This window comes from Streptomyces sp. NPDC097640, from assembly GCF_040302705.1.
In the GTDB taxonomy this organism is placed as follows: domain Bacteria; phylum Actinomycetota; class Actinomycetes; order Streptomycetales; family Streptomycetaceae; genus Streptomyces.
The window spans coordinates 428,076-454,020 of the sequence record NZ_JBEOSB010000004.1; the positions used below are offsets into that span (position 1 = coordinate 428,076).

At 69.9% G+C, this 25,945-nt stretch carries 26 protein-coding genes and 1 pseudogene; 14 read left to right on the forward strand and 13 right to left on the reverse strand.

Annotated elements, in window-relative coordinates; translation table 11 throughout:
• Positions 1-7: 7 nt before the first annotated feature.
• Both ABTY62_RS08430 and ABTY62_RS08435 read right to left on the reverse strand, forming a co-directional pair.
• Positions 8-937, reverse strand: a complete 930-nt coding sequence (locus tag ABTY62_RS08430; protein ID WP_352128617.1) for an oxidoreductase — start codon at positions 935-937, stop codon at positions 8-10.
• 153 nt (positions 938-1,090) lie between these two features.
• Positions 1,091-1,678: a hypothetical protein gene (locus ABTY62_RS08435; protein WP_352128618.1), complete on the reverse strand. Its 588-nt coding sequence runs from the start codon at positions 1,676-1,678 to the stop codon at positions 1,091-1,093.
• A gap of 253 nt (positions 1,679-1,931) precedes the next feature.
• Here ABTY62_RS08435 and ABTY62_RS08440 point away from each other — a divergent pair, with 253 nt between their 5' ends.
• The 4 genes from ABTY62_RS08440 to ABTY62_RS08455 all read left to right on the forward strand — a co-directional run bounded on the left by ABTY62_RS08440 (position 1,932) and on the right by ABTY62_RS08455 (position 6,011).
• Positions 1,932-2,720: a WD40 repeat domain-containing protein gene (locus tag ABTY62_RS08440; protein ID WP_352128619.1), complete on the forward strand. Its 789-nt coding sequence runs from the start codon at positions 1,932-1,934 to the stop codon at positions 2,718-2,720.
• 165 nt (positions 2,721-2,885) lie between these two features.
• Positions 2,886-3,962, forward strand: a complete 1,077-nt coding sequence (locus tag ABTY62_RS08445; RefSeq protein ID WP_352128620.1) for a hypothetical protein — start codon at positions 2,886-2,888, stop codon at positions 3,960-3,962.
• A gap of 59 nt (positions 3,963-4,021) precedes the next feature.
• Positions 4,022-4,821 (forward strand): IS5 family transposase gene (locus tag ABTY62_RS08450; protein ID WP_352128658.1). Its coding sequence is split into 2 segments (ribosomal slippage): positions 4,022-4,357 and positions 4,360-4,821, totalling 798 coding nucleotides; the frame shifts between segments, so codons are not numbered across the junction.
• A 311-nt stretch (positions 4,822-5,132) separates the two neighbouring features.
• Positions 5,133-6,011, forward strand: coding sequence for a MerR family transcriptional regulator (locus ABTY62_RS08455; protein ID WP_352128621.1), 879 nt, complete (start codon positions 5,133-5,135; stop codon positions 6,009-6,011).
• A gap of 325 nt (positions 6,012-6,336) precedes the next feature.
• Here the strand turns inward: ABTY62_RS08455 and ABTY62_RS08465 are convergent, their stop codons facing one another.
• Positions 6,337-6,786 (reverse strand): ATP-binding protein, encoded by a 450-nt coding sequence (locus ABTY62_RS08465; protein WP_352128622.1) that lies wholly within the window; start codon positions 6,784-6,786, stop codon positions 6,337-6,339.
• Between the two features lie 156 nt (positions 6,787-6,942).
• On the opposite strand from ABTY62_RS08465, the gene ABTY62_RS08470 reads away from it, so the two are divergent.
• Genes ABTY62_RS08470 through cpt form a run of 3 tightly spaced genes read left to right on the forward strand, consistent with a single transcriptional unit; the run spans position 6,943 to position 8,545 of the window.
• Positions 6,943-7,779, forward strand: a complete 837-nt coding sequence (locus tag ABTY62_RS08470) for a helix-turn-helix domain-containing protein (RefSeq protein ID WP_352128623.1) — start codon at positions 6,943-6,945, stop codon at positions 7,777-7,779.
• A gap of 10 nt (positions 7,780-7,789) precedes the next feature.
• A complete protein-coding gene (locus tag ABTY62_RS08475; protein WP_352128624.1) occupies positions 7,790-7,993 on the forward strand; it encodes a DUF397 domain-containing protein in 204 nt (67 codons plus the stop codon).
• An 18-nt stretch (positions 7,994-8,011) separates the two neighbouring features.
• The gene (gene cpt, locus ABTY62_RS08480; RefSeq protein ID WP_352128625.1) at positions 8,012-8,545 is read left to right on the forward strand and encodes a chloramphenicol phosphotransferase CPT; all 534 of its coding nucleotides are present in this window, start codon (positions 8,012-8,014) and stop codon (positions 8,543-8,545) included.
• Between the two features lie 23 nt (positions 8,546-8,568).
• Here cpt and ABTY62_RS08485 read toward each other — a convergent pair whose 3' ends face one another.
• Positions 8,569-9,516, reverse strand: coding sequence for a quinone oxidoreductase family protein (locus tag ABTY62_RS08485; RefSeq protein WP_352128626.1), 948 nt, complete (start codon positions 9,514-9,516; stop codon positions 8,569-8,571).
• A gap of 89 nt (positions 9,517-9,605) precedes the next feature.
• Between ABTY62_RS08485 and ABTY62_RS08490 the strand changes: the two genes are divergently transcribed.
• Positions 9,606-10,091 carry a MarR family winged helix-turn-helix transcriptional regulator gene (locus tag ABTY62_RS08490; protein ID WP_352128627.1) on the forward strand — a complete coding sequence of 162 codons (486 nt, stop codon included), beginning with the start codon at positions 9,606-9,608 and terminating at the stop codon, positions 10,089-10,091.
• On the opposite strand, the gene ABTY62_RS08495 is transcribed toward ABTY62_RS08490, so the two are convergent.
• Positions 10,055-10,504, reverse strand: coding sequence for an SRPBCC family protein (locus ABTY62_RS08495; RefSeq protein ID WP_352128628.1), 450 nt, complete (start codon positions 10,502-10,504; stop codon positions 10,055-10,057). The genes ABTY62_RS08490 and ABTY62_RS08495 overlap by 37 nt on opposite strands.
• A 48-nt stretch (positions 10,505-10,552) precedes the next feature.
• The gene (locus ABTY62_RS08500) at positions 10,553-11,410 is read right to left on the reverse strand and encodes an alpha/beta fold hydrolase (RefSeq protein WP_352128629.1); all 858 of its coding nucleotides are present in this window, start codon (positions 11,408-11,410) and stop codon (positions 10,553-10,555) included.
• A gap of 133 nt (positions 11,411-11,543) precedes the next feature.
• On the opposite strand from ABTY62_RS08500, the gene ABTY62_RS08505 reads away from it, so the two are divergent.
• The 3 genes from ABTY62_RS08505 to ABTY62_RS08515 are packed head-to-tail and all read left to right on the forward strand — an operon-like array spanning position 11,544 to position 14,989.
• The gene (locus tag ABTY62_RS08505) at positions 11,544-11,978 is read left to right on the forward strand and encodes a MarR family winged helix-turn-helix transcriptional regulator (protein WP_502997423.1); all 435 of its coding nucleotides are present in this window, start codon (positions 11,544-11,546) and stop codon (positions 11,976-11,978) included.
• 35 nt (positions 11,979-12,013) lie between these two features.
• A complete protein-coding gene (locus ABTY62_RS08510) occupies positions 12,014-12,907 on the forward strand; it encodes an amidohydrolase family protein (protein ID WP_352128630.1) in 894 nt (297 codons plus the stop codon).
• A gap of 45 nt (positions 12,908-12,952) precedes the next feature.
• Positions 12,953-14,989, forward strand: coding sequence for a hypothetical protein (locus ABTY62_RS08515; RefSeq protein ID WP_352128631.1), 2,037 nt, complete (start codon positions 12,953-12,955; stop codon positions 14,987-14,989).
• 15 nt (positions 14,990-15,004) lie between these two features.
• Here the strand turns inward: ABTY62_RS08515 and ABTY62_RS08520 are convergent, their stop codons facing one another.
• A complete protein-coding gene (locus tag ABTY62_RS08520; protein WP_352128632.1) occupies positions 15,005-15,955 on the reverse strand; it encodes a helix-turn-helix transcriptional regulator in 951 nt (316 codons plus the stop codon).
• Between the two features lie 63 nt (positions 15,956-16,018).
• On the opposite strand from ABTY62_RS08520, the gene ABTY62_RS08525 reads away from it, so the two are divergent.
• Positions 16,019-17,173, forward strand: coding sequence for an epoxide hydrolase family protein (locus tag ABTY62_RS08525; RefSeq protein WP_352128633.1), 1,155 nt, complete (start codon positions 16,019-16,021; stop codon positions 17,171-17,173).
• Positions 17,174-17,191: 18 nt separating this feature from the next.
• Here ABTY62_RS08525 and ABTY62_RS08530 read toward each other — a convergent pair whose 3' ends face one another.
• The 5 genes from ABTY62_RS08530 to ABTY62_RS08550 all read right to left on the reverse strand — a co-directional run bounded on the left by ABTY62_RS08530 (position 17,192) and on the right by ABTY62_RS08550 (position 24,087).
• The gene (locus ABTY62_RS08530; protein ID WP_352128634.1) at positions 17,192-19,552 is read right to left on the reverse strand and encodes a beta-xylosidase/alpha-l-arabinosidase; all 2,361 of its coding nucleotides are present in this window, start codon (positions 19,550-19,552) and stop codon (positions 17,192-17,194) included.
• 122 nt (positions 19,553-19,674) lie between these two features.
• Entirely contained in the window at positions 19,675-20,601 is a 927-nt protein-coding gene (locus ABTY62_RS08535; RefSeq protein ID WP_502997424.1) for a carbohydrate ABC transporter permease, read from the reverse strand.
• On the reverse strand, positions 20,598-21,554 hold the full coding sequence (locus ABTY62_RS08540) for a carbohydrate ABC transporter permease (protein WP_352128635.1): 957 nt from the start codon (positions 21,552-21,554) through the stop codon (positions 20,598-20,600). The genes ABTY62_RS08535 and ABTY62_RS08540 overlap by 4 nt, the downstream gene beginning before the upstream one ends.
• Complete coding sequence (locus ABTY62_RS08545; RefSeq protein ID WP_352128637.1) at positions 21,554-22,873, reverse strand: ABC transporter substrate-binding protein; 1,320 nt, start codon at positions 22,871-22,873, stop codon at positions 21,554-21,556. Before ABTY62_RS08545 ends, ABTY62_RS08540 begins: the two co-directional genes overlap by 1 nt.
• Positions 22,874-23,013: 140 nt before the next feature.
• On the reverse strand, positions 23,014-24,087 hold the full coding sequence (locus ABTY62_RS08550) for a LacI family DNA-binding transcriptional regulator (protein WP_352128638.1): 1,074 nt from the start codon (positions 24,085-24,087) through the stop codon (positions 23,014-23,016).
• Positions 24,088-24,215: 128 nt separating this feature from the next.
• On the opposite strand from ABTY62_RS08550, the gene ABTY62_RS08555 reads away from it, so the two are divergent.
• Entirely contained in the window at positions 24,216-25,283 is a 1,068-nt protein-coding gene (locus ABTY62_RS08555) for an endo-1,4-beta-xylanase (RefSeq protein ID WP_352128639.1), read from the forward strand.
• Between the two features lie 13 nt (positions 25,284-25,296).
• Entirely contained in the window at positions 25,297-25,518 is a 222-nt protein-coding gene (locus tag ABTY62_RS08560; RefSeq protein WP_502997425.1) for a hypothetical protein, read from the forward strand.
• Here ABTY62_RS08560 and ABTY62_RS08565 read toward each other — a convergent pair.
• Positions 25,508-25,870: pseudogene (locus ABTY62_RS08565) on the reverse strand (transposase); the annotation flags it as partial. The gene ABTY62_RS08560 and the pseudogene ABTY62_RS08565 sit on opposite strands and share 11 nt — an antisense overlap.
• Between the last annotated feature and the right edge of the window lie 75 nt (positions 25,871-25,945).

Below are 25,945 nucleotides of genomic sequence, written 5' to 3' on the forward strand. Positions count from 1 at the left end.
GAGACCGTCAGCCCACGAGCGCGTCGTACCGCACACCCGTGAGCCGCTCGGACGCCGCCCACAGCCCCCGCCCCGCCTTGTCGTCCCGCGTCCATTTCGCACGGGCCGAGCGGGTGGGGGAGCCGCGCCACATTCCGTAGGGCGGGCCGAAGAAGTCGTCCGGGCGTACGCCGGGGGCGGTGGCGGCGTAGAGGGTGGGGAGGGCGCCGTTGTCGGGGGACTGGCCGAAGAAGCGGTTGCCGATTTCCATGAAGCGCTGGGTGCCGCGGCGCCCCTCCATCTTGGGGGCGGCGGTCTGGAGGTTGGTCGAGGCGTAGCCGGGGTGGGCCGCGGCGGCGGTGAGCCGGGCACCGGTCGCGCGCAGGCGGCGGGACAGCTCGTGGATGAAGAGGAGATTGGCGCTCTTGGAGCGGGCGTAGGCGCTCCAACGCCCGTATTTGCGCTCCATGTTCAGATCGCGCGGATCGACCGTCCCCAGCATGTGCATAAAGCTGGAGACGCTGACCACCCGCGCCCCCGGGCCCGCCTCCAGCAGCTTCGGCAGCAGCAGTCCGGTCAGGGCGAAGTGCCCCAGGTGATTGACGCCGAACTGCATCTCGAAGCCGTCGGCGGTTCTGCGGTACGGGAGGGCCATCACACCCGCGTTGTTGATCAGCAGATCGAGCCGGTCGCCCTTGTGCCCGGCCGCGAAGGCCCGTACGGACTTCAGGTCCGCCAGGTCCAGCGGCGCGACCCGCACATTCGCGCCCGGCGCCTGCGCCCGGATCCGCTCGACGGCCTCGGCGCCGCGCGCCTCGCTGCGGCAGGCCAGCACCACCTGGGCACCGTGGCGGGCGAGCTCGCGGGCGGTGATAAAGCCGATGCCGCTGTTGGCGCCGGTCACCACGGCGGTGCGGCCGGTCTGGTCGGGGATGTCGCTCGCGGTCCAGCCCTTCATCACGCGCTCCTTCGCGGTCTGTCGCCGTCTGCGCTACCAACTGGTAGCCATCGCCTCCGGCGACAGCCTAGGCGCGACTCCGCGAAGGTGCGAGGTGGAGACCGGGTGGCCTACGGCACCGCGCCGCCGACGCCGGGTCGCGACGCGGCGGTCTCACTGCTCGAAGTCGGTGAATCCGTAAGGGACATAGCCTCGCTCGATGAACTCGTCCTCCAGCTCGTCCTCGTCGAAGTCGTCCTCATCGAAATCCACGTCATCCTCGTAGCCGTCGTCGACGGGGTGATCGGCGAGCTTCACATAGTCGCCGTCCTCTGCTATCTCGCCGGCCAGCGGGGGGACCTCGACGCTCACCCAATCGACGGTGACCTCGATCGCGTCGTCGAGCTCTCCGGAGAACATTCCGTCGGAAAGCGCCGTTTCCACCTGGTACGGGTCGTCCGCGCCGACTTCATAGCCGACTGGCTTGCCCGATTCAAGGAAGGTGATGTCCGGATATCCGTCGGCTGAGACGGTGATGTATGGGTGGAGGTCGATCGAGCGGACGCATTCGCCCTGCTCGTAGACGTTCAGCGCCAATTTCGCGCCGCACCAGCACAGCAGGTACACATTGAGGCTGTCGGAAAGCTCGGAATTCAGAGCGCTCTCGACCTCGTCGCGGCTGCCGACGATGTAGTGGGTGTCCTTGCGGGCACCCCCCGGGGACACGCTGAAGACCAACTCGTAAAAGCTCTTGGGCGGCATGCGGGGCACTCTACGTAGGATCGCCGACATGACTGACAGTCGGTTGATCAAGAGCAGCATGATTCCGTCCGAAGGAAACATCGACGGCTTAGCTGTGGCCGAGGTGAATGGACGGCCATTGGTGGTGTGTGTCAGTCGCGACGACGTGTGGACATGGGACCCGCTCGGGGGCGAGTGGGCGGAGCGGCCGCTGGCCGATTTCGATAACGGGTCATACGGAATTCCCGTATATCCGGACTTTCAGCATGTAGATGTGACCGTTGTCGACGGGCGGGTGCTGTTCGCCGCGGGCGGGCAGCACCAGGGGCCCGGTCTGTGGGATGCGATGAGCGGCGAGCTGCTGAATGCCCCGCCGGAGTTTCGCAGCTGCGTTCACGCCCTGGCCATGACGTCGGAGGGCGGGCGGATCACCCTCGTGGCCGGTGCGGCCGCTCCCGAGGTGTGGGTGTGGGACCCGTCGGATCCCGAGATCGAGGCGTGGGGGCCGACGGATGACGAGGACGCGGAGGAGCAGGAGCCGCGGGAGCTGCTGCCCGGCCACTCCGACGATATGAGCGGTCTCGTGGTGGGGCAGGCTCGTGGGCGTCCGGTCGTGGTGTCGGGCGGCGACACCGAAGTCCTGCTGTCGGACCTCGAGTCGGAGGAGCTGCTCCACAAGTGGTCGGCCGACGGACTGGTCCACGCGGTTGCCCTGTCCGAGGTCGATGGCCGCCCCGTGGTGCTCGCGGTGACCGATTCCGGTGAGCTGCGGATCTGGGACGCGGTGGGCGGCGAGCCGGTCGGCCACTTCCTCACAGGTCACACGGGGCGCGTGTCCGCCGTGGCCGCCGCTGTGGTCGGAGCCCGTACGCTCGCGGCGACCGGCAGCGACGACGGGACCGCCCGGGTCTGGGATCTCGCCGAGGGGCGGCAGATCGGGGCGCCGCTGGTCGGAGATGAGGGCGAGGTGTGGACGGTGGCGATCACGCCGATGGACGGCCGCCACGTGGTGCTGACGGCGGGCCGAGGCGGCGTCGTACGCGTCTGGGACCCATCGGTCTGATGGTCGAGTATGCCGAGTGCGCTTTCCGCAAGGTTCGTGACGGGCGTTTCTACGAGATGAAATATCTGATCGACGCCCAGGCAGTGCAGCGACAGCTGGTCGCCTGTCACCAAAGCCGGTTGAGGCGACCAGGGGTTGTCAGCGGCTGGTGACAGGATCACCGGCATGGTTTTCGTGCGTACTACTCCGCCGCGGCCTGTGGACGTGACCGCGGTCTTTCCCGAGCTGGCGCCGTTGGCGCGTCCTGCGATTCGGCTGCACCCTCGGCCCGGGTCGCCATTGGTCGGGGAGAGCTCGGTCGGGGGGCCGTTGCTGTGGCCGGCTGAGGAGCCGTGGCCGCACTGCGAAGCCTCGCATCTGCACAGTGACAGTGGGTTCCGCGAGTCGCCGGCCGACGTGCGGCTCATGAGGCGCATGCGGGCCCGGCGGCACGGCGATCATGGTGGTCCTGGGATAACGCCCGAGGAGGAGGCGATCAAGGAGCGGAACGCCGCGATGCTCGCGGAGCGGCTCGACGCCGGCCCTCCGTTGCCCGCGGACTGCCCGGTCCCCATGGTGCCCGTGGCCCAGCTGTATCTACGCGACGTACCCCTGCTGCGGCCGCCCGGACAGGCCGATCTGCTCCAGGTTCTCTGGTGCCCCTACGACCACGATCCGGATTACAAGCCGTCGACCGCACTGTTCTGGCGGTCCGCCGCCGCGGTCGTCGACATCCTCGCCACACCGCCCGAGCCGTACGAGGTGAACTACGAGGGCTATGTGCCGGAGCCGTGCGTGCTGGCACCGGAAGCGATCACCGAGTACCCCGACAGCCTCGATCTGAGCCCGCAGATGCGGCTGATGGTGGAGGACTGGAGCAGATGGCAGGCAGCCGGCGCCGACGTGGACAGCTCCTACGCGGACTATCCGCGGAACTTCTATGACATCCATCTGGCAGACGCGCCCGGATGGAAGGTCGGCGGCTGGCCTCCATGGGGCCGCACCGACCCCTACCCCCGATACTGCACTGTCTGTGATGTGCAGATGGTCCCGCTGCTGACCATCGCCTCCCGCGAATGGGACGGCGACGAGGGACGCAGCTGGGCACCTTACGAAGACCAGGCCGCCGCCAACGCCGTCGGTCATTGCTGTGGCCAGAGCCCCTCGTGGCCGACCAAGGTCGAAGTCGGCAGCACCGACAACATGCAGATCTACGTCTGCCCGACCTCTCCCGAGCATCCGCACACCGACCTGATCCAATGAGCCATCGGGCCTTTAGACGTCATCTCATTTGGCTGGGTAAGCTGCCAGTCGTGGCGAGGATTGTTGAGCGGCTGGTGCCGGATGAGTTGTGGGAGCTGTTCCAGCGGGTGGTGCCGGAGGCGCCGTCGCGGCCTCAGGGTGGGGGCCGGCGTCGGCACGGCGACCGGGAGGTGCTGGCCGCGATCGTCTTCGTGGCGACCTCGGGCTGCACGTGGCAGCAGGTGCCGACCGCGTCGTTCGGGCCGTCCGGCGCGACGGCTCACCGGCGTTTCACCGAGTGGTCGAAAGCCCGGGTGTGGGCCAAACTCCACCGCCTGGTGCTGGATGAACTCGGATCCCGCGGCGAGCTGGACTGGTCGCGGTGCGCGATCGACTCGGTGAACATGCGGGCCCTGAAAAAGGGGAGCTGACAGGTCCGAATCCTGTAGACCGGGGTAAGTACGGGTCAAAGATCCACTTGATCACGGAGCGAACGGGACTGCCGCTGTCCATCGGCATCTCGGGCGCCAACACGCACGACAGTCAGGCACTGATCCTGCTGGTGCAGGGCATTCCGCCGATCCGATCCCGCCGGGGACCCCGGCGGCGCAGGCCCCACAAGCTCCACGCCGACAAGGGCTATGACTACAACCACCTGCGACGATGGTTATCCGGCCGAGGCATCCGGCACCGCATCGCCCGCAGAGGCATCGAGACTTCGCAACGGCTCGGCCGCCACCGTTGGACCATCGAACGCACCATGTCCTGGCTCGCCGGATGCCGACGCCTGCACCGCCGCTACGAACGCAAAGCCGACCATTTCCTGGCCTTCACCAGCATCGCCTGCACTCTCATCTGCTACCGCAGACTCACCAAATAGGGACGGATACGGCCGGGCTGGATTCGACCTCCTGCGACGCCAAGTCCTCCTCGCGGACTGAGCACCGTCACTCGCCGTTACCGGACCACAAGAAGTGGATCAGAACCGTGGGAATTCCCCAGCGGCGGCCACTTGGCGGGGAGCGATCTGGCCGCCGGTGGTCACTCTGCGTTCCCGGATGGTTCGTCGTTCTTGATCGGTCCCGTCGGCAGCCAGGGCCTGGCTCCGGTGGCACCTGGATGGGGTTGTTGCACATGCCGTAGCGGCATGTGGTGGGGTCGGGGCATCACGTACGAAAGGCTCTGTCTGCGATGTACCCCTCCCTCACGCCTCCCCGGCAGGTCAAGATCGGTGATGCCGCTGCGTTCGCCGGGATCACTCCACGCGCCATCCGCCACTACCACGAGATCGGTCTGCTGCCGGAACCCGAGCGCGGTGGGGACGGCCGCCGCCGCTACGGCTATGACGACATGACCCGCCTGCTGTGGATCCGCAAGATGGCTGATGCCGGTATCAGCCTGGACGACATGCGGGCCGCCTTCGGCGAAGCTGGAGACGAAGCCCTGGACCACGCCCCGGATATCGAGTCGGTCCTGAGCAGGCTGGAGGAAACCCTGGCGGCGCAGGAGGCCGCCATCAAACATCGGCGCGCGGCTGTCCAGCGCCTGCAGGCGGTGGGCAGCCCGCTGGGGCTGCTCTCCGAACTGGTCACGGACCGGCTCAGCCACCTGCCCCCGGGAGCGTTGCGCCCCTCCGATCTGGACGCCCTGCTCGTCACGGAACGGATCTTCGGGCCGCTGGGCGCCGCCATCCAGGCCGGCACGTTCATCGTGCTGGCCACCCACCCCGACCTGCGGGCCGAGGAGGACCGTCTTGAGGCGGCCGAGGCCGCTCTCGACGACGGCGTCGAACCCGACGACCCGCGCGTCGAAGAGCTCGCCGTACAGCGATGCGCTCACCAAATGGCCCTGAATCAGGCCATCGAGGCAGCTGGTCTCGACGCGGCCGAGGAGAAGATCTTCGAGATCTACGACGCCGACCTGAAAGGGGAGGAGGGCACAGAGATGAGTGCCGCCGCAGCGATCACCAAGATGCCCTACGACTTCTCTCCTGCCCGGATGCGCTGCCTGGAACTCGCCGGACGGCTCTTCGGCGAGGCCCTTGCCGACGCCCACTCCGCGGACAGTTGATCGCCTGTGCCTGGCACTGACGTGGCCCGACAACCGGTCACGTTCATCCGCATGTGACCGGTCGGGTCAGACGTCGAGCCCGGGACGTAACCAAGAGTGACATCACAACTGGCCGTACGTGGGGCCGAGCTGGCCGCTGACACCACAGTCTGCGGTTGCAAAGCCAGCACCTCCCAATCGCCATGTCGACGCAGACCACCGCCCTGTGGTCGCGAAGGCACCTCGGGCACCACCCGCTGGAACAGTTCCCCCAACGCATCCGGCACCAGCCGCACCACGATCGCCACCACGACCGACAGACCGGCGATCCAATTGAGATGACGTCTTAACCGCCCACCTGGTCGCGACCTGTCACCAGGCGCGAGGTCGGCGAAGGCGCGAGCGGTGCGGACCGGCACTCGAACCACACCTCCTTGCCGGTGGGCGTGGGCGCGGCGCCCCAGCGGTGGGCGGTGCTGCTGAGGATGAACATGCCGCGCCCGCTCTCGGCGCACCAGTCCGGCTCGCGGACGGTGGGGAGCGTGGGTTCGGTGTCGCTGACCGTGGTGCGGACGCCGTCCAGGGTGTTCTGGAGGCGGAGGTGGCACTCGCCGGAGTCGGTGTGCTTGTGCACGTTCGCGAGCACTTCGGTGGCGCAGAGCGCCACGGCGTCGATGAGGTCGTCTCGTCCCCAGAGCCGCAGATGGGCGCCGATGATGCGGCGAATGCAGATCAGTATTTCGGGGGCGGCGTGCAGGTGCTGTTCGTAGCGCTGGGGGACCTCTTCAACTGCCATGGCGGGCACGGCCTTTCGGTGACGGTCGGTGATATGTGGCCGATCGTGGACCGAACAATGTCACTCAGGCAAACGGTGCAGACTGGATTCACTCCATCGGGTACATGTTGTGTTCGGCGCTTGTGACCGCTCCCGGCCGGGCGACAGCATGCGCCCATGACGCAGAGCGATATGCCCACCATGCGCAGTCGTCGGCTTGGAAGTGAGCTGCGTCGACTGCGCGTTGAGGCAGGGCTGAGGGTTCAGGACGCCGCCGATGCGCTGGAGTGCGGGCATCCGAAGATCAGCCAGATCGAGAACGGCAAGCGAGGCATTCGCCCGCTGGACCTGACGGTGCTGTTCAAGCTGTACGGGGTCGAGGACGAGCGCCAGTGCGCGAGCCTCAGGCGGTTGGCGAAGGAGATCCACAAGGTCGATTGGTGGAGCAACCAAGGTCCGATGCTCCGCGACACCCTGAAGGACTGCCTCACGCTCGAAGCCGACTCCGAGGTGGTGCGCACGTACGAGTCCGTGGTCATCCCCGGACTGCTCCAGACCGAGGCGTACATGCGGCAGACGTTTTCCGTGCACCCGTCCGAGCGCGTGGAACTCCTGGTGAAGACGCGCGTGAAGCGCAAGGAACTACTGGACAAGCAGGGCGACTTCTGCCTGCGGGCCGTCATCGACGTCCCAGCCCTGCACCGGATCGGCGGCGCACCGGACGTGGTGCGCGGGCAGCTCGAACACCTTCAGCAGGTGGCGGAACGGCCCAACGTCAAGGTGCAGATCCTGCCGCTCGACGCGGCCCTACCGCAGGATCAGTTGCCGCCGTTCACCATCTTCCGCCAGCGGGGTGAACCCCCGGCTGACATCGTCTGGTTGGAGCACATCACGGGTGGTAGCTTGCTCGAACAGCGGCAGGACGTGCTGCGCTATTCCACTGCCTGGGACGAGCTGACAGCCGCTGCGCTGTCTCCCGCCGCTTCGCAGCAGTACATCCGAGATCTCCTCTAGGACGTAAACCTTGATATCCGAGCTCGACAGCGCGACGTGGCACACGAGCAGCTACAGCGGCAGTGACAACAACTGCGTCGAACGCGGCATCCTCCCCACCGGACGCCAAGCCGTCCGCGACACCAAGGACCGCGCGCGCGGCGCCCTGCTCTTCGAGGCGTCGGCCTGGCAGGCGTTCGTGGATGCCGTCAGGGATGGCGAGCGCGACCGTTAGGCCGTTTAACCTGGCGCAATGACTACGCAGGTGATCGTGCTCAATGGCGGATCCAGCTCGGGGAAGTCCAGCCTCGCCAGAGCTCTTCAAGCGGTCCTGCCGGATCCATGGCTGACCTTCAGCGTCGACACGCTGATCGAGGCGATGCCCGCGTCCATGACGGGCGCGGCATCCGGGATCGAGTTCGCTCCGGATGGCGGGGTGAGCGTCGGGTCGGAGTTCAGGGCGCTGGAGGCCGCGTGGATCGAGGGGATCGCCGCGATGGCCCGGGCCGGGGCCCGGGTCATCGTCGACGAGGTGTTCCTGGGGCAGGCGGAGTCCCAGCAGCGGTGGGTGAAGGCGCTGCGGGGTCTCGGTGTGCTGTGGGTCGGGGTCAGGTGTGAGCCCAAGGTCGCCGCGGCGCGTGAGGCCGCCCGGGGGGATCGGGCGGCGGGGATGGCCGAGTCGCAGGCGGATGTTGTGCACCGGGGCGTGAGTTACGACCTGGAGGTGGACACCACGCACACCGAGCCCCTGGAGTGCGCTCGGGTCATCGCCGCTCATGTCGGCTGAGCGGCCGGCTGCCAAGAACTGGTTCAGGCAGCGATGCGGACGATGCTCTTGCCGCGTGTGCGGCCGTCGGCCAGGTCCTGAATGGCCTTGCCGAGATCGGTCAGCTCGTACTCCGCCGTGATGTCCGGGCGGATCTGTCCGGCGGCCACCAAGCGCAGTGCCTTGTGGGCGCTCTCGGCCAGGCGGTCGGGGTGGGTCTGGCTGAGCAGGTTGCTGTTGTAGGTCAGTGCGGATTTGCCGTTCATCAGCAGGTCGTTGGCATCGAGTTCGACGGGCTCGAACGTGGCGATGTTGCCGTAGATCGCCAGGCGGCCGTGCGGCGCAAGGCGCTTCAGATTGGCCAGGCGCACCGGTCCGCCGATCGGATCCAGGATCACATCGAACAACTCCTCGGTGGGGGCCTCCATGAACTCGGCGCGCGGAATCAGCAGGTCGTAGCCGAACTGGGCGGCGTAGGCGGCCCGATCGGCATTGCTGACGCCGACGATCCGACCGGCACCGGCGGCGCGGGCGAACTGGGCGGCCAGGCTGCCCACGCCGCCGGCTGCCGCGTGGATGAGGACGCTCTCGCCCGGGCGCACCCGGGTGACGGTGTTGATCAGGTCGTAGGCGGTGGGGGTCGCCCAGCCGAACCCCGCCGCGATCCTCGGGTCCACGTCGGTGGCGTCGAAGGTGAGCGCGGCGGATGCCACCACCACCTCGGCGTAGGCGCCGGCACTGGTCAGTGCGGTCACCTGCCGGCCGATGCGGTTCTCGTCGACGCCCTCGCCGACCGCGATGATGCGCCCGGCCGCCTCGAAGCCGGGCACGAAGGGCCGGGGTACGGGGAAGTGACCTTGGTGGACCAGCACGTCGCCCCACTGGATCCCGGCGTACTGGACGCTGATCGCCACCTCGCCGGCGCCGGGGGTGGGCTCGTCGATGTCGGTGAGGCGGAACTGGTCGTCGGTGTCGAGGACGACAGCCTTCATGGTCACTGCTCCCTGAGTCGTATCAGTATCCTGATACGCAGGGACGCTAACGAGTATCAGCTACCTGAGTCAACTAAGGAGGCTGACAGGTGAAGGAAAACGTGACCGGGATCCCGGCCGAGGAGTATCTGTGCACCCGCATCCGCCGCACCGAGCAGGCCCTGATGGCCCACCACGAGGCGGTCCTGCGCGGCTACGGCCTCACCATGACGCAGTACACCGTGCTGCTCGCGCTGTCGCGGGATGAGGGCATGTCCGGCGCACAGCTCGCCCGCGCCTGCGGAGTCACCCAGCAGACCATGGCTGCCGTCCTGACCGGCCTCCAGAACAAGCAGCTCATCACCCGTCAGCCCTCACCCGTGCACGCCAAAGTCCTGCTCGCCTCACTGACCGACCAAGGTCACCAGGTACTCGAACGTGCCTACCAGGAGGTGATCGTGCTCGAACGCGCACTCTCCGACGCGTTCACCCCGGACGAGCACGCCACGCTCTGCGAACTCCTGGAGCGCGCCACCACGGTCCTCGTCGAGCAGACTCCTCAAGCCCCAGCGCGATCCGCGCGCCCGCGCGGCTGAGGCGGCTCCTTCTCCATCACCCGCTTGAGCGTGGCGAGGTCGCGGGTCACCGCATCCGTGTCGCGCTGGAAGTCCTCGTCGTTCATGTCCGGCTGTCGGCGGAGGGTGAACACCACCTCGGAGCCGCTGCCGTCAGCGATCACGCGGACCGGGTTGTAGACGGTCTCGCCCGACGGCAGCGTGACATCGTGATCGAGGACGCCGAACTCGTTCTCGGGCGCGAAGGCGACCACGACCCGCCCCAGGGGCGAGGAGTCGGCGATCCACTGACCGTCGATCTCGGCGATGGACTTCCCCAGCCCGTGCGCCCACCGGGGCAGGTTGGAGGGGTTCGACGCGTAGTCGTAGACGGCCTTGGCGGGGCGGTCGATACGGGTGCTGATGTGGCGCGATTCCGAGGCGATGTTCTCCATGGCCCCGACGGTACGGAACCGCTGCCGATGTGGTCTTGAACGAATCGGTCATGGCTGAGCTGTGTGAGCAGGAACGGGGAGCAGGTCGCGCAGACGGGCCGCGTAGCCGGACGGGTGGCTGGTGTTGCCGTTGTGGCCGCCGGGCAGCTGCACCACCTCCGTGCCGAGCGCGTCCGCCAGGGCGTAGGCGCAGCGGCGGTCGAAGGCGCCCTCGGGGGTGGCGCGGCCGACGGCGGGGACGATGCGGGTGGGGGTGTCGGTGAGGGTGGCGAGGTCGAGCGTGTCGGCGAGGACCGCCGTGAAGTCGTGGCGGATGAAGTAGTCGAAGTTGGCGCGGCGCAGGTCGTCGATGGGCTGCGGGGTCAGGCCGGGTTCGGAGTCGCGGCCGCTGGTGTCGATGCCGAGGACGCGGGCGATCTCGGGGAGGGCGGCGGCGAGGCCGTCGCGTATGTAGAGCCGCTGAAGGTGGGCGAGTTCGTGCTCGTGATGGGTCCGTTCGGCAGCGGGCAGCAGCCGGGGCGCGACGGGCTCGTGGGCGATCAGGGTGTGGATCAGGCCCGGGTGGCGCGCCGCGAGGTGCAGGCCGATGACGGCGCCGAGGCTGCATCCGAGCATCGCGGCCGGCTCGGGTGTCACCGCCGCGAGCACCCGCGCCGCGTCGTCCGCGTGCTCGGCGAGCGTCGTCCCGCGCGACGGGTCGTGGAGTCGGCTGCGCGACAGGCCCCGCCGGTCGTAGGTGACCACGGTGTACGTGTCGGCGAGGCGCGCGGCGAGGTCGACGCTGCGGTCGGCGTCCCCCTCGCCGCTCTGGCCGATCAGCAGCGCGGGGCCGGTCCCGCGTACCTGGTAGTGGAGGGTGGCGCCGGGTGCGTCGATGGTGCCGGTGCGGGTGTTGCCGTGCGTCATGGGATCCCCCTCGTGGGTCGGTGGCCAACGGGTCGGTGGCGTGGGTGCCGGGCATCACGTTAATCCATCGAATTCGATGCATCAAGATGGATGCATCAAGGTGGATGTATCGAATTCGATGTACCCTCGGGGTGTGAACGGAGTCGAACTCTTCCTCCTCGGCCGCACGCTCATGAAGATCGGCGAGGACGCCATGCCAGAACCCCCCGGCGGGGCCGAACGCCACGCGGGCAGCACACGCCTCGTACTGATCGCCGCCAGCGACATCGCCGCGCACCCCGGCACCACCGTGGGCGATATCGCGGCCCGCACCGGACTGCCGCAGAGCCAGATCTCCACCGCCGTCGCCCGCCTGAAGGAGGCGGGGTCCATCACCACCGCCCCCGACCCCGCCGACCGCCGCCGCGCGCTCATCAGCCCCGCCGCCGAGCCCTCCGCCCGCGTCGCGCAGGTGCGCGCCACGACCATCGACGCGGCCCTCGCCACCGCCCTCGGCGCCGACGACCCTCAGCGGCTGCGCGAGGTGACCGACGCCCTCGCGGTCCTCGCCCGCCACCTCACCCCGTAGGAGCGGGAGATCCGCCGCCGATTACGCTGCCGTTCATGGCCGACCCGCTTCCCATGACCGCCGAGCGCGCCGACGTCGCCGCCTTCCGCGCCGACGTGGGGCTCGACCACCTCATCGACGTCCACACCCACTTCATGCCGCAGCGCGTCCTGGACAAGGTCTGGGCGTACTTCGACTCGGCAGGCCCCCTCGTGGGGAAGGTCTGGCCGATCGCGTACCGGCAGGAGGAGCAGGAGCGCCTCGATGTGCTGCGCGGGTTCGGGGTGCGCGCCTTCACCGCGATGCTCTACCCGCACAAGCCCGCCATGGCCCGCTGGCTCAACGACTGGGCCGCCGACTTCGCCGCCCGCACCCCCGACTGCCTGCACACCGCGACCTTCTACGCCGAGCCCTGCGCCCTCGACGATGTGCGCCGCGCACTCGACCAGGGCGCGCGCGTCTTCAAGTGCCATCTCCAGGTCGGGGGCTTCGACCCCAACGACCCGCTGCTGGACGAGGTGTGGGCGCTGCTCGCCGAGCGCGGCGTCCCCGTGGTCACGCACTGCGGCTCCGGGCCCATCCCCGGCCGGCACACCGGGCCCGGCCCGATCGGCGCCGTCCTCGCCCGCCATCCCGCGCTGCGGCTGGTGGTCGCGCATCTCGGCGGGCCGGAGTACGTGGAGTTCCTGGACCTGGCCGAGCGGTACGAGCACGTCATGCTCGACACGACCATGTCCTTCACGCCCTTTGTCGAGGCCGATATGCCCTTCCCGCGCGCCGAGTTGCCCCGGCTCACCGCCCTGGGGGAGAAGGTCCTGCTGGGCACCGACTTTCCGAACATCCCGTATCCGTACGCGGACGCCCTGCGCGTCCTGCGGGACCTCGGCCTCGGCACCGACTGGCTGCGCGCGGTCTGCCACGACAACGCCGCCCGGCTCTTCGGGCTGTAACCGGGCGCCCAGTCTGTTGTCGTAGGCATGCGTCAAGATTTCTCCATGGAGACGACAGCAGGCGGGCTGGTGACGGATCGCGCCGACGTGACGTCCCTGGACGATTACCACGTCGGGGCCGCATTGGACGGGCTCGTCAACGGTTCGGGGTATTGGACGGACAAAGGCGCGCTGGCCGGTATCGAGCGGCACGGTCGCTATATGGCGGGCACATGGGATCCGCCCACCCCGGACGGCGGCCTGGGACGGGCCGGGGAAGGATCCTGGGCGCGGTTCATCGGGCGCATCGGCACCGTGGCGCTGCGCGCCGCCGCGCCGTCCACCCGCGAGGAGCGCCGTCGGCGTCTGCTCGCGCTGCTGGAGGTCTGGGCGGACGGCCCGTTCTGCGATCCGGAGGCCCGGTTTCGCACCGGTCTGGTGCGGATCGCTGACGGCGACCCGATAGCGGTCCGGGACGAGCGAGGGGCGGCCGTCGCGGTCGGCTGGAACCGTGACAGGCTCCGTAAATTCGTCGATCTGCGTACAGGCGACGCGGACGCGCCGAGCCTGGGGGTCATCGAGGAGGTGACCGACGCCCCGCGCGGGGGATGGGGCAGCGCCGAGCAGTTGCGTCGGCTGGTGGGCCTCGTCCGGGAGCGCGGGCCGGTGCCGTGGGACCCCCAGGCGGTGGCCGCGCTGAGGGAAGGCACGGGAATGGGACGGGCGGCGGCGTCCCTCGTGCTGGCGGGGATGCACGTCAGGGGCCGTATCCCGTTCCTGGAGAACTCGGAGCGGGAGATTCTGCGGCTCAAGGTGGCCGAGGCCGAGGACGGCGCATCCGAACACGCCCGGCTGACCTCGCTGGACCGCCTTGAGCTGCTGGCGGACGTGCTGCCCGAGGACCCTGCCGAGCTGTGGGAGCCCCAGGGGATGCGCGAGATGGCGGAGCGGACCGCGGAGGCGTGGCGGGAGCGGTACGGCCGGCGGACCGTGGTGCCGGAGCGTACGCACAACGCGGTCGTCGAGTTGCAGATGCTGCGCCTGTCAGCGGCCGACTTCTGCGCGGCGTTCACCAACCCCACCGCCGAGCCTGGGCTCAGCGCCCCCGTCGACACGTGGATCAAGAACACCGAACACGGCCCGATGGTCAGCGACGCCAACGCCCGGTGGGATGTCGCGAGGTTCGAGGACCGCCTGCTGTCCATCGTCCCCAACCTGTTCTGGGTCTACGCCGAGCTCCCCGCCGGTGACCTCGTCCGCGAGGGGGCGCCCGGCCTGGTGCGCGTGGTTCAGGAGCGGTTGAACCACCCGGGGCTGCTGCTGGACGCCGGCACGCTCGACCGCAAGGTGGGGGCCTCGGTCGCCGAGTTGCACGAGCGATTCGGGTACCAGCCGTATGCCGGGCCGGATCGGCTGGACGTCGCGTCCATCGACGACGGGCTCACGGTGGTCGTGGACGGCACAGTGGACCGCAGGGGGTATCTGTCCCGGACCCGCCTGTACTTCCGCCCGGCGTTCTACGGCGACGACGAGCGCTCCCGGGCGCTGTTGGGGGCCAGGGCGGACTCCCGCTACGACCCTGAGCTGGGGTTCGTCGAGTGGCTGCGCGGCCCCGACTGCGCGCGCATCGTGGACCGGATCGAGAGCGCCGCGCTGCCGGTCGGCGCGTACGAGACGAACCCGGCGGCCTCCGCGCCCGACGTGCTGGCTCAGGTCGCGGGCAAACTCGGCGTCGACGAGGACGCGGCGGCGCTCTACCTCCAGCTGCTGACCCTGCCCGCGCCGACCGACCGCAACGTCCGCGCGTGGAACGGGTGGAAGACCGCACAACACCAGAAGGCCGCCGCCGTGCTGGTCGAGCGCGGCCTGGTCGTGGAGGACAAGCGCCCCCGGGCGGGCCGTCAGATCTTCCTGCCGGGCGAGTGGATCCACGCCAAGAAGCCCTACCAGCCCATGGAGGCCTGGAAGGCGGACCTGATCGGGGTGGAGCGCTCCTACAACGGGCGTCTGGAGAACCCGCTTCCGCTGCCCACCCGCACCCTGCCCGAGCTGTTCGCCCACGCCTGGGCGCTGGTCGAGGATGGAGCCGGTCCCTCCGCGTAGCCCGCGCTTATCCGTTTAATCCGTCGCGGCGGCCAGCCGGGCTGCCAGCGTTCTGACGTGTTCGACGAGCTCCGGGGGTTCGTGCACCGTGAAGTCGAACCCCATGGTCGTCACGTAGATGGCCAACTCGTCCAGCGAGTTGGACCCGGTCCGCAGGGTGCAGCTGTGCTCGTCGATCGGCTCCAGCGCTCCGGTGGTGGGGGCGATGCGCTCCCCCGCGGTCTCGGCGCTGACGTGCAGGGTGAACCGGGCCTGGTAGCGGTAGGCCGATGTGGAGATCGCCCGTGAGGTGTAGCCGCTGAGATCGGGGTCCGGCGGGGTGCGCGGGGTGAACCGGGGGCCGGTGGGCGTGCGGGGGGCGAGGCGGTCCACACGGTAGGTGCGCCAGTCCTCACGGTCGACGTCCCAGCCGATGAGGTACCAGCGCCGGCCCGTGTGCACCAGCCGGTGCGGCTCGGTCGTGCGGATGCCGCTGGTTCCGTCGTGGGAGCGGTAGTCGAAGCGCAGCCGCAGCGAGTCGCGGCAGGCGGCGGCGATGGCGGTGAGGGTGTCCGGGTCGGCGGTGGGGCCGCTGTTGGCCATCGGCACCGTCACCGACTGGAGGGCGTTGACCCGGTGGCGCAGCCGGGACGGCAGGATCTGTTCGAGCTTGGCCAGGGCCCGCACGGACGTCTCCTCGATGCCGGTGATCGAACCGCCGGCGGCCGTGCGCAGGCCCATCGCGACCGCGACGGCCTCGTCGTCGTCGAGCAGCAGCGGCGGCACGTCCGCGCCGGCGCCCAGCCGGTAGCCGGCGGTGCCCGCGGTGGCCAGCACGGGGTAGCCGAGGCCGCGCAGCCGGTCGATATCGCGGCGCACCGTGCGCGGAGTGATCTCCAGTCGCTCGGCCAGTTCGGCTCCGGACCAGTCGCGCCGGGTCTGGAGGAGCGAGAGCAGTCGCAGCAGTCGTGCTGAGGTTTCCCACATGGTCCGAAGTCTGCCAAACGCCTAGGACCGAACCTGACCTAACCGGCTCCTAGAGTTATCGGCATGGAGAACAACAGCGAGATCAGGCCCTTCACCATCGACATTCCCCAGGCCGACCTGGACGATCTGCGGGACCGGCTGGCCAGGACCCGGTGGACCAAGGACCTGCCCGACGTCGGCTGGAGCCGCGGGGTGCCGGCGAGCTACCTCAAGGGTCTGGCCGAGTACTGGCGCGATGGCTACGACTGGCGCCTCTACGAGCGGGAGCTGAACAAGTACCCCCAGTTCACCACCGAGATCGACGGGCAGAACATCCACTTCATGCATGTCCGCTCGCCCGAGCGGGACGCCCTGCCGCTGATCCTGATCCACGGCTGGCCCGGCTCGATCGTGGAGTTCCTGAGCGTCATCGGCCCGCTGACCGACCCCAGGGCACACGGCGGCGACCCGGCGGACGCGTTCCACCTGGTGATCCCGTCGATCCCCGGCAGCGGGTTCTCCGGGCCGACCGGCGAGGCCGGCTGGGACACCAGCCGGGTGACCAGGGCGTTCGCCGAGCTCATGAGCCGGCTTGGCTACGACCGCTACGGCGCGCAGGGCGGCGACACCGGCGCGGTCATCTCCCCGGGGCTCGGCCGCCAGAACCCCGACAAGGTCGTCGGCGTGCACGCGAACGGGCTCTCCGGGTTCACCGAGGTCGACCCGGACAAGGCGGGGGAGCTGAGCGAGGCCGAGCAGGTGCGGCTGAAGAACCTGGCGTACATGAAGACCGAGCAGTCCGGCTACGCGATGATCCAGATCACCCGGCCGCAGACCCTGGCGCACGGGCTGCACGACTCCCCGGTCGGACAGCTGGCCTGGATCGTGGAGAAGTTCAAGGAGTGGACCGATCCGGCCGCCGAACTGCCCGAGGACGCGGTGGACCGGGACCTGCTGCTCACCAACGTGATGCTGTACTGGCTGACCGGCACCGCCGGGTCCTCGGCCAACTGCTACTACGAGACCGCCCATGCCGGAGCCTGGGGCGCGAGTGAGCGTTCCACGGTGCCGACCGGGGTCGCGGTGTTCCCCATGGACGTGTCGATCCGGAGCACCCTCGAGCTCGAGCACACCATCGTGCACTGGTCCGAGTTCGACCGCGGCGGCCACTTCGCCGCGATGGAGGCCCCCGACCTGCTCATCGACGACGTCCGGGTGTTCTTCAGCAAGCTGCGCTGATTCGTATCTGAGCGCCCGTCACTTCACCTCCGCCGCGCACACCAGCCGCCGCCGGTGGTCCACCGTGCGCTCCGGCCCGGTCAGCGTCAGCGGCACCGTGTGCCGTACGTCGGCGTCGGCGCTGGAGGCGGCCAGGCACAGCTCCAGGGGGCCGGGTTCGACGATCCGGCCCCCGTCGGGGGCGCCGGGGTAGGAGGCCAGGTCGGCGTGGAAGGTGAAGTGGACCTCGGCGCTCTCGCCGGCCGCGAGCGGGACGCGGGCGTAGCCGATGAGCCGGGCGACCGAGCGGACGGTGCGGGCCACGGGCTGGTGCAGATAGAGCTGGACCACCTCGGTGCCGGGGCGCTCGCCCGTGTTGCGGACGGTGAGGCGCAGCGTGGTCTCGCCGTCGGTGGCCAGAGTGGCCGTGTCCGCCTCCGGGCGCTCCCAGGAGAAGGTGGTGTACGAGAGGCCGTGGCCGAAGGGGTGCAGCGGGGTCGGGTCGACGCTGCTGGCCTCGCCGCGCAGGCCCAGCGGGGGCTGGAGATACGTCCAGGGCTGGCCGCCGGGCGCGTACGGGACGCTGACGGGCAGCCGGCCCGAGGGGTTGACCCGGCCGGAGAGGACCGCGGCGACGGCCGGGCCGCCCTCCTCGCCGGGGAAGAACGCCTGGACGGCGCCCGCGAGCAGGCCCGACCAGCGGCCGAGCGCGTACGGGCGGCCGGTGAGCAGGACCAGCACGACCGGGGTGCCGGTGGCCAGCAGGGTGTCGAGCAGGGCGCTCTGCTCGCCGGGCAGTTCGAGGTCGGCGGCGTCGCAGCCCTCGCCCGAGGTGCCCCGGCCGAAGAGGCCCGAGCGGTCGCCGAGCACCGCGACGCACACATCCGCGTCGCGGGCGGCGCGGGCCGCCCGCGCCAGTCGGCTCTCGGCGGCGACGGCGGCCGAGGCGCCGGTCGAGGCGGGCGCGGTGGCGCCCGGTCCGGGCGGGGCGCACCCCTCGGCGTGGGTGAGGCGTGCGTCGGGGAGCTCGGCGCGCAGCGCGGCGAGCAGCGTCGGCACGTCGATGCCCATCGGCAGCTCGGGGTATTCGACGCCGACATGGCGGGGGAAGGTGTAGCAGCCGAGCATCGCGGCGGGGTCGTCGGCGAGCGGGCCGACGACCGCGATCCGGGCGTCGGGCGCGAGCGGCAGCGCGGCGCGGTCGTTGGCGAGCAGCACCACCGACTCCTCGGCCAGCTGCCGGGCCACCTCCCGCATCACGGGCGGGTCCAGGTCCACGACCTGGGGGAGCGCGGGCGGGGTGGCCGACCACCACGGGTCCAGCAGCCCCAGTTCGCACTTCTGCCGCAGCACCCGCAGCACGGCCCCGTCCACCAGCGCCTCGGCGATGTCCCCGGCCTGTACGGCGTCGCGCAGCGGCTCCGCGAAGCAGCGTACGGCGGGCAGCTCCACGTCCAGGCCCGCCTCCAGCGCGAGCGCCGCGGCCCGCGCCGGGGTGTCGGCGACGCGGTGGTGCAGCTCCAGGAAGGAGAGGCTGAAGTAGTCGGAGACGATGGTGCCGGTGAAGCCCCAGCGCTCGCGCAGCAGTTCCGTCAGCAGCCAGCGGTTGGCGGCCGACGGGACGCCGTCGAGGTCGTTGTAGGAGGGCATGACCGAGCGTGCCCCGCCCTCGAGTACGGCCATCTCGAACGGCGGCAGGATGACGTCCGCGAGCTCGCGCGGGCCGATGGAGACCGGGGCGTGGTTGCGGGCGCCGCGGGAGGCGGAGTAGCCCGCGAAATGCTTGAGGGTGGCGACGATCCCGGCCGACTGGAGGCCGCGCACATACGCGGTGCCGACGGTCCCGACCAGGTACGGGTCCTCGCCGATGGACTCCTCCGTACGGCCCCAGCGCGGGTCGCGCACCACGTCGAGGACGGGCGACAGGCCCTGGTGGATGCCCACCGCGCGCATGGAGGCGCCGATCAGCTCGGCGGCCCGGCCCACCAGCGCGGGGTCGAAGGTGGCGCCCCAGGCCAGCGGGGTGGGGAAGACGGTCGCGCCCCAGGCGGCGAACCCGGTCAGGCACTCCTCGTGGGCGACGGCCGGGATCCCGAAGCGGTTGCCCGCGGCGATCCGCGCCTGGGTGCGGGCGAGGGCGGCGGCGCCCTCGGCCGGATCGACGGGGGCGGTGCCGAAGGGGCGGGTCAGCTGGCCGAGTCCGTGCGGGAGCAGGTCGTCGAGGTCGATCTCCTCGTTGACCTCGTGCTGGAGCGGGGCGACGTCCTCGCCTTCCGAGGACCCGGAGCCCGGCCAGACGCCGGCGAGCTGGGCGAGCTTCTCCTCCAGGGTCATCCGGGAGAGCAGGTCGGCGGCGCGTTCCTCGGCGGGGAGGGAGGGGTTCTGCCAGGGGTGAGGCATGAAGCTCCTTGGCTCAGGGCTGCGTGGTGTCTCCGGGTTGCGCGGGGGCCCCGGGCTGCGCACTGTCTCGGAGCCGCGTCGGGTCTCGGAGCCGCGTCGGGTCTCGGGGCCGTCGGGGCCGGTCACTTGCCGCCCACGCCCATCAGGCCGTTGATCAGCTGACGGCGCGCGAAGAGATAGACGACGAAGATCGGGACGATGGACAGCACGACCGCGGTGAGCAGCGCCGGGGTGTCCACCCGGAACTCGCCGACGTAGTCGTACAGGCCCAGGGTCAGCACCCGGTTGCTCCTGGACTGGGTGAGGATCAGCGGGAACATGAAGCCGTTCCAGGCGTGCAGGGCCGAGTACACGCCGACCGTGGAGATCCCGGCCCGCGACATCGGCACCACCAGCCGCAGCAGCACCCGGGTCGGCCCCGCGCCGTCCAGCGCCATCGACTCGTACAGCTCCTCGTCGATGTCGCGCATGGTGCCCGCCAGGATCAGCACGCTGACCGGGAGCGAGAAGGCGGCCGTCGGCAGGATCACCGCCAGCAGGGTGTCGTACAGCTGGAGCTTGGTGATCACCAGATAGATGGGGATGATCACCGCCTGGGACGGGATCGCGAGCCCGAGCAGAAACATCTGGAAGACGCGCTGGGACAGCCGGCTGCGGGCGCGCACGATCGCGTAGCCGACGGTCACCGACAGCACGATGACGATGGCGGCGCAGACGGCGGTGACGACCAGGGTGTTGCCCAGATAGGTGAAGAAGTGGCTGCTGAGGACCCGGTCGTAGTTGGTGAGCGTGAGGTGGGTGGGCAGCGAGAGCGGGCCGTCGTCGATATAGCCGTCGCGGGTCCGGAAGGTGGTGGCCACCAGCACATACAGCGGGGCCCCGACGATCACCAGCCAGATGAGGGAGGCGAGCCCGGCCGGGTAGTTGGGCCGCCGCGGGCCGCTCCCCTTCAGGAGACGGGGCAGGCCCGCGCGCCGGCGCCGGGGCGGCGGGGCCGCCCCGTCCGCCGCAGGGTCCGCCCCGGGGCGCTGGTGCAGCACGTCGGTCACATCCCCTCCCGGGTGCTGCGCATCGCGCTGAAGCCGGTCAGCCGCACCAGCAGCAGCGAGACGGTGGTGGCGACGACGACGAGGAGGGCCGCGACCGCGCTGGCGTAGCCGAGGTCGAAGGCCTGGAAGCCGTTCTTGTACATCAGGAACGGCACGATGCTGGTGTCCGTGCCCGGGCCGCCCTTGGTGAGGATCAGGACGGTGTCGAAGAAGGTCAGCGCGCCCACCACCATGATCACCGAGGAGGTGACCACGGTGTTGCGCAGCTGGGGCAGGGTGATGGAGAAGAACTGGCGGACGGTGCCCGCCCCGTCGATGGCCGCCGCGTCGTAGAGCGAGCGCGGGATGGCCCGGGCGCCGCCCTGGTAGATCAGGGTGTGGAGCGGGATGAACTGCCAGGCGGTGACGAAGAGGATGGCGCCGAGGGCGCCCTGGGGGTCGCCGAGCAGATCGCCGTCCGCGAAGCCCAGGGCGGGCCCGATCTCCGCGATGAGGCCGAAGTTGGGGTCCAGCAGCTGCTTCCACACCAGGGCGAGGGCTACGGAGGACGCCAGCAGGGGCAGGAAGAAGATCGCCGACAGCACGGCGCGGTTGCGCTGCCGCCCGGCCGCCCACACCCCCAGCAGCAGCGCGATCGGGGTCTGGACGAGCCAGGTCAGCACGGTCAGCAGCAGGCTGAGCCAGACCGCCTGGCGCATGTCCGGGTCGTGCCACAGCCGGGACCAGTTGTCGGTGCCGGTCCACTGGGGGGAGCCGATGCCGTCCCAGTCGGTGAAGGCCAGATAGCCGACCAGCAGCATGGGGACGATGGCGAAGCACGCGAAGAACAGCGCCCCGGGGAGCGCCCAGGCGGCGCTGGGGCGGCCCGCGCCGCTGCCCACGCCGCCGCCCGGACCCCTGGCGTGGCGGGATGCGCCCTTGTCGTCGGCGCCTTTGCTGACGGCGCCTGCCATTACTTGATGTCCTTCTTCATCGCCGCGACGAACCCGGTCGGGCTCAGCTGCCCGTTGAACAGCTTCTGGATGTTGGTGTGCAGCGCCGGGGTGTTCTTGGCCGACAGCGCCTGGTCCCAGGAGAGGGTGAAGCTGGGCGCCTCACGCACCATGTCGTACTGGAACCGCGCGTACGTCGGGTTCTCGTGCTCGCTCAGCAGGGACTCGGCGTCGGAGGTGGCGGGCACATCGCCGTTGGCGATCAGGTCCTTGGAGTAGTCCTGCTTGGCGGCGAACTTCACGAACTCGATCGCCGCGTCCCGCTTCTTCCCCTTCGTCTTGGCGTTGACGGACCAGTAGTTGGTCGGGTTGCCCACGACGTTCTTGGGGTCGCCCTTGCCGTCCGGGATGGCCGGGAAGTCGGTCCAGCCGAGCCCGGACTTGGCGAAGTCCGGCTGGTTCGCCTTCTGGTTGGCGTACTCCCAGGAGCCCATCAGATGCATCGCGGCCTTGCCCTTGGCGAACAGCGTGGAGGCCCCGTCGGCGGTGTAGTTGACCGACTTGTAGTTCTTGCCGAAGGTGCCCCGGTCGACCAGCTGCTTGATCGTCTCGGCGGTCTTCAGCACGGCCGGGTCGTCCCACCCGGAGGCGTCCCCGCTCTGGATCCTCTTGAAGACATCGGCCCCGCCGTAGCGGTCCACCAGGTACTCCACCCACATCAGCTCGGTCCACGGGTCCGTGCCCGCGAGCGCGAAGGGGGTGACGTCCTTCTTCTTGAAGGTGTCGATCAGGCCCAGCAGATCGTCCCAGGACTTGGGCGGCTGCGCGCCCGCGTCCTGGAACACCTTCTTGTTGTAGAAGAGGATCACCGGCTGCATACCGCGCATCGGGATGCCGTAATAGGTGTTGTTCACCGCTCCGGCCTTGAGGATGGAGGGGATGAACGCCTTCTGGAGCTCAGGGTCCTTCTTGAAGGCCGGGCCGAGGTCGACCAGCATGTCCTCCTTCACGAAGTCGCTGATGCTGCCGCCGCCCCAGTTGAAGAAGACGTCCGGGGCGTTGGGGGTGCCCATCGAGGTGCGCATCTTGTCCGAGTAGCCGTCGCCGGGCACCTCGGTGAGCTTCGCCTTCACCTTGGACGTCTTGTTGAACCGCTCGACGACCGCGCGCTGCACCTTGGTCGAGGCGTCCTGGTAGACCCAGACGTCGATGGAGCCGTCGTCCGAGCCACCGGGGCCGGAGCTGCCGCAGGCGGAGAGGGAGGTGGTGGCCAGAAGCAGTGCGGCTGCGAGGGTGGAGGCGCGGAGGATGGAACGTGACCTGGGTGTACGCATCGTCATCGTCGCATGTGCCTTCCGGAAGTAGCCCGATAATTCTCGGAAGTGATTGCGTGGACGGTATGAGCGTGCTGACGACCTGTCAATAGATCGCACAAACAGGCTTGTTGGAACGTACGAACCGGCGCGGCCGGCCGGCGGGCTCAGGCCGTGCTCGGCGCGGCTGTGCTCGGCGGGGAAGTGCTCGGCGGGGCCGTGCTGGCGCGGACGACGAGCGCCGTCGCGAGCTCCACACGGGGCGACTCGATCTCCTCGCCGCGCGCCTGGCGCAGCACCGTACGGGCCGCCAGCTTGCCCATCTCCGCGAGCGGCTGGCGCACCGTGGTCAGCGGCGGGGCCGACCAGCGGACTTCCGGAAGGTCGTCGAAGCCCACCACGCTCACGTCCTCCGGCACCCGCAGCCCCCGGCGGCGCAGGGCCTCGATCGCGCCCAGGGCCATCTGGTCGCTGGAGGCGAACACGGCGGTCGGCGGGGTGGCGGCGTCCATCAGCTGATCGCAGCCCACGAAACCCGACTCGTGGTAGAAGTCGCCCTGCGCGACCAGCGCCTGGTCGTACGGCACCCCCGCCGACTCCAGCGCGGCCCGGTGGCCGTCCAGCCGGGCCCGGCTGCACAGCAGCCGCGGCGGGCCCGCGATGAAGCCGATCCGGCGGTGGCCCAGGCTCAGCAGGTGCTCGGTCGCGGCCATTCCGCCCGCCCAGTTGGTGGCCCCGATGGTGGGGGCGTCCAGGGCGGGGGCGCCGGCCGGGTCGACCACCACGATCGGCACGTTCAGCCGCCGCAGCTCCTCGTGCAGCACCGGTTCGAGCACGGAGGTCACCAGGATCACCCCGTCGGAGGCGCGCGCCCGCAGGTTCTTCATCCACTGTCGCGCCGCGCCCGCCCGGCCGTGGATGGCGGAGACCACCGTGCCCACGCCGTCCTGGTGCGCGACCTCCTCCACCCCGCGGATGATCTCCACCGCCCAGGGGCTGTCCAGGTCGTTGAAGACCAGGTCCAGCAGGGCGGCGCGGTCGCCCGGGGCGGCCTGGCGGCGGCGGTAGCCGTGGAGCCGCAGCAGATTCTCCACCCGGGCCCGGGTCTCGGGCGAGACATCCGAGCGCCCGTTGACGACCCGCGAGACCGTCGGCACCGACACCCCGGCCTCCTGTGCGATGGCCGTGATCGTGACCTTGGGCCGGGCCCCGCCCTCGGGCCCCGCGCTCTCCGTAGCCATTTCCGCCTCCTCCGTTGACGAGAGTCACTCCCGCCTCTAGCTTTCCGGGCGCACCCTCGGAACCTTGCAGAAGTCTTCCGGAAAACCGGATCAGACGTGAAGAGAAGAGAGGGACGTCCATGAAGCTCATGAGCTTACGCAGCGCGGCGCTGGTGGCCTCGGCCACCATGGCGACGCTGGCCTTCGGCCTCGCCGCCCCCGGACAGGCAGCCGAACACCCGGCAGGAGGTGCGGCCGTGAAGGCCAACCCCACCCTCCGCGAGGTCGCCGACCGCACCGGCCGCTTCATCGGAACGGCCATCAACGACGGCCGGCTCGGCGACGCCACCTACGCCAACATCGCCAAGACCGAGTTCTCCAGCGTCACCGCCGAAAACGCCATGAAGTGGGGCTCGGTCGAGCCCAACCGCGGCCAGTTCAACTGGGCCGCCGCCGACCGGCTCGTCTCCTTCGCACAGAGCAACAACCAGAAGGTCTACGGCCACACCCTGGTCTGGCACAGCCAGATGCCGAACTGGCTGGCCAACGGCTCGTTCTCCAACGCCGAGCTGCGCACCATCATGACCGACCACGTCACCACCCAGGTCAGCCGCTACAAGGGCAAGGTCCAGCGCTGGGACGTGGTCAACGAGGCGTTCAACGAGGACGGATCACTGCGCCAGTCCAAGTTCCAGCAGCAGCTCGGCGAGTCGTACATCGCCGACGCCTTCCGCGCCGCCCGCGCCGCCGACCCCGGCGCCAAGCTCTTCATCAACGACTACAACACCGAGGGCACGGGCGCGAAGAGCAACGGCCTGTACAACCTGGTCCAGCGGCTCAAGAGCCAGGGTGTGCCCATCGACGGCGTCGGCTTCCAGAGCCACCTCATCGTGAACCAGGTGCCGTCCACCGTGAAGGCCAACCTCCAGCGCTTCGCCGACCTCGGCCTCGAGATCGTGGTCTCCGAGCTCGACATCCGGATGGCCACCCCGGCCGACTCCACCAAGCTCCAGCAGCAGGCGGCCAACTACAAGACCGTGGCCCAGACCTGCCTCGCCATCTCCCGCTGCGCCGGAATCACGGTATGGGGCTTCGGCGACCGGGACTCCTGGGTCCCCGGCACCTTCCCCGGCCAGGGCGCGGCCAACCTGTACGACAACAACTACCAGCCCAAGCCCGCCTACACCGCGTTCCGCGACGGCCTGGCCGGATCTTAGGGGGCCGTACGCGATGAGACCTCACCTCCGCAGAGCCGCCCTTGGCCTCGCCGCAGCAGGAGCGCTCCTGCTGGGCCTGGCCACCCCCAGCAGCGCCGCCGACCCGGTGCTGCGCGACCTGGCCCAGGCCAAGGGCAAGTACTACGGCACCGCCGTCACTGCGTCCAAGCTCAACGGCACCTACGCCACCATCGCCGGGAGCCAGTTCGACTCCATCACCGTTTCTAAAGACTGAGCGGGAGTGAGTCCTGTTGCCAGGGCTCATGCTCAGCCGAACGCCCCGAACGGTGTTGGGTGTTCTGGTTCACCGCGTTCTCGCCGCGTCCGGCGCGCTCGGATCGTGTCCGTGGTCCGGGGATGCGGGGGCGGTTTCCCTCGCGCCCTGGGCTGCCCGGTCGGGCCTGGACGGTCCGATGCCCCACAGCATCACTCCGGTGCTGTGGGGGCGGTGTCGTCCGTCGCCGGATCGGGTGCCCCAGGGCGCGCCTTCCGATCGCCACGGCGGCAGCGTCGTGGCGAGTGGTCTTCCGCGTCTTGGTGGTGAGGGGCTTCTGCCAGTGCTGGGCGCCCCGTCGGGTAGCCGGAGCGCATTGCTGCGCCCCGGCCCCCTCAGAACCGGACTGGCGAGTTGTCCCCGCATCCGGCTCAAGCAGACCGCAAGG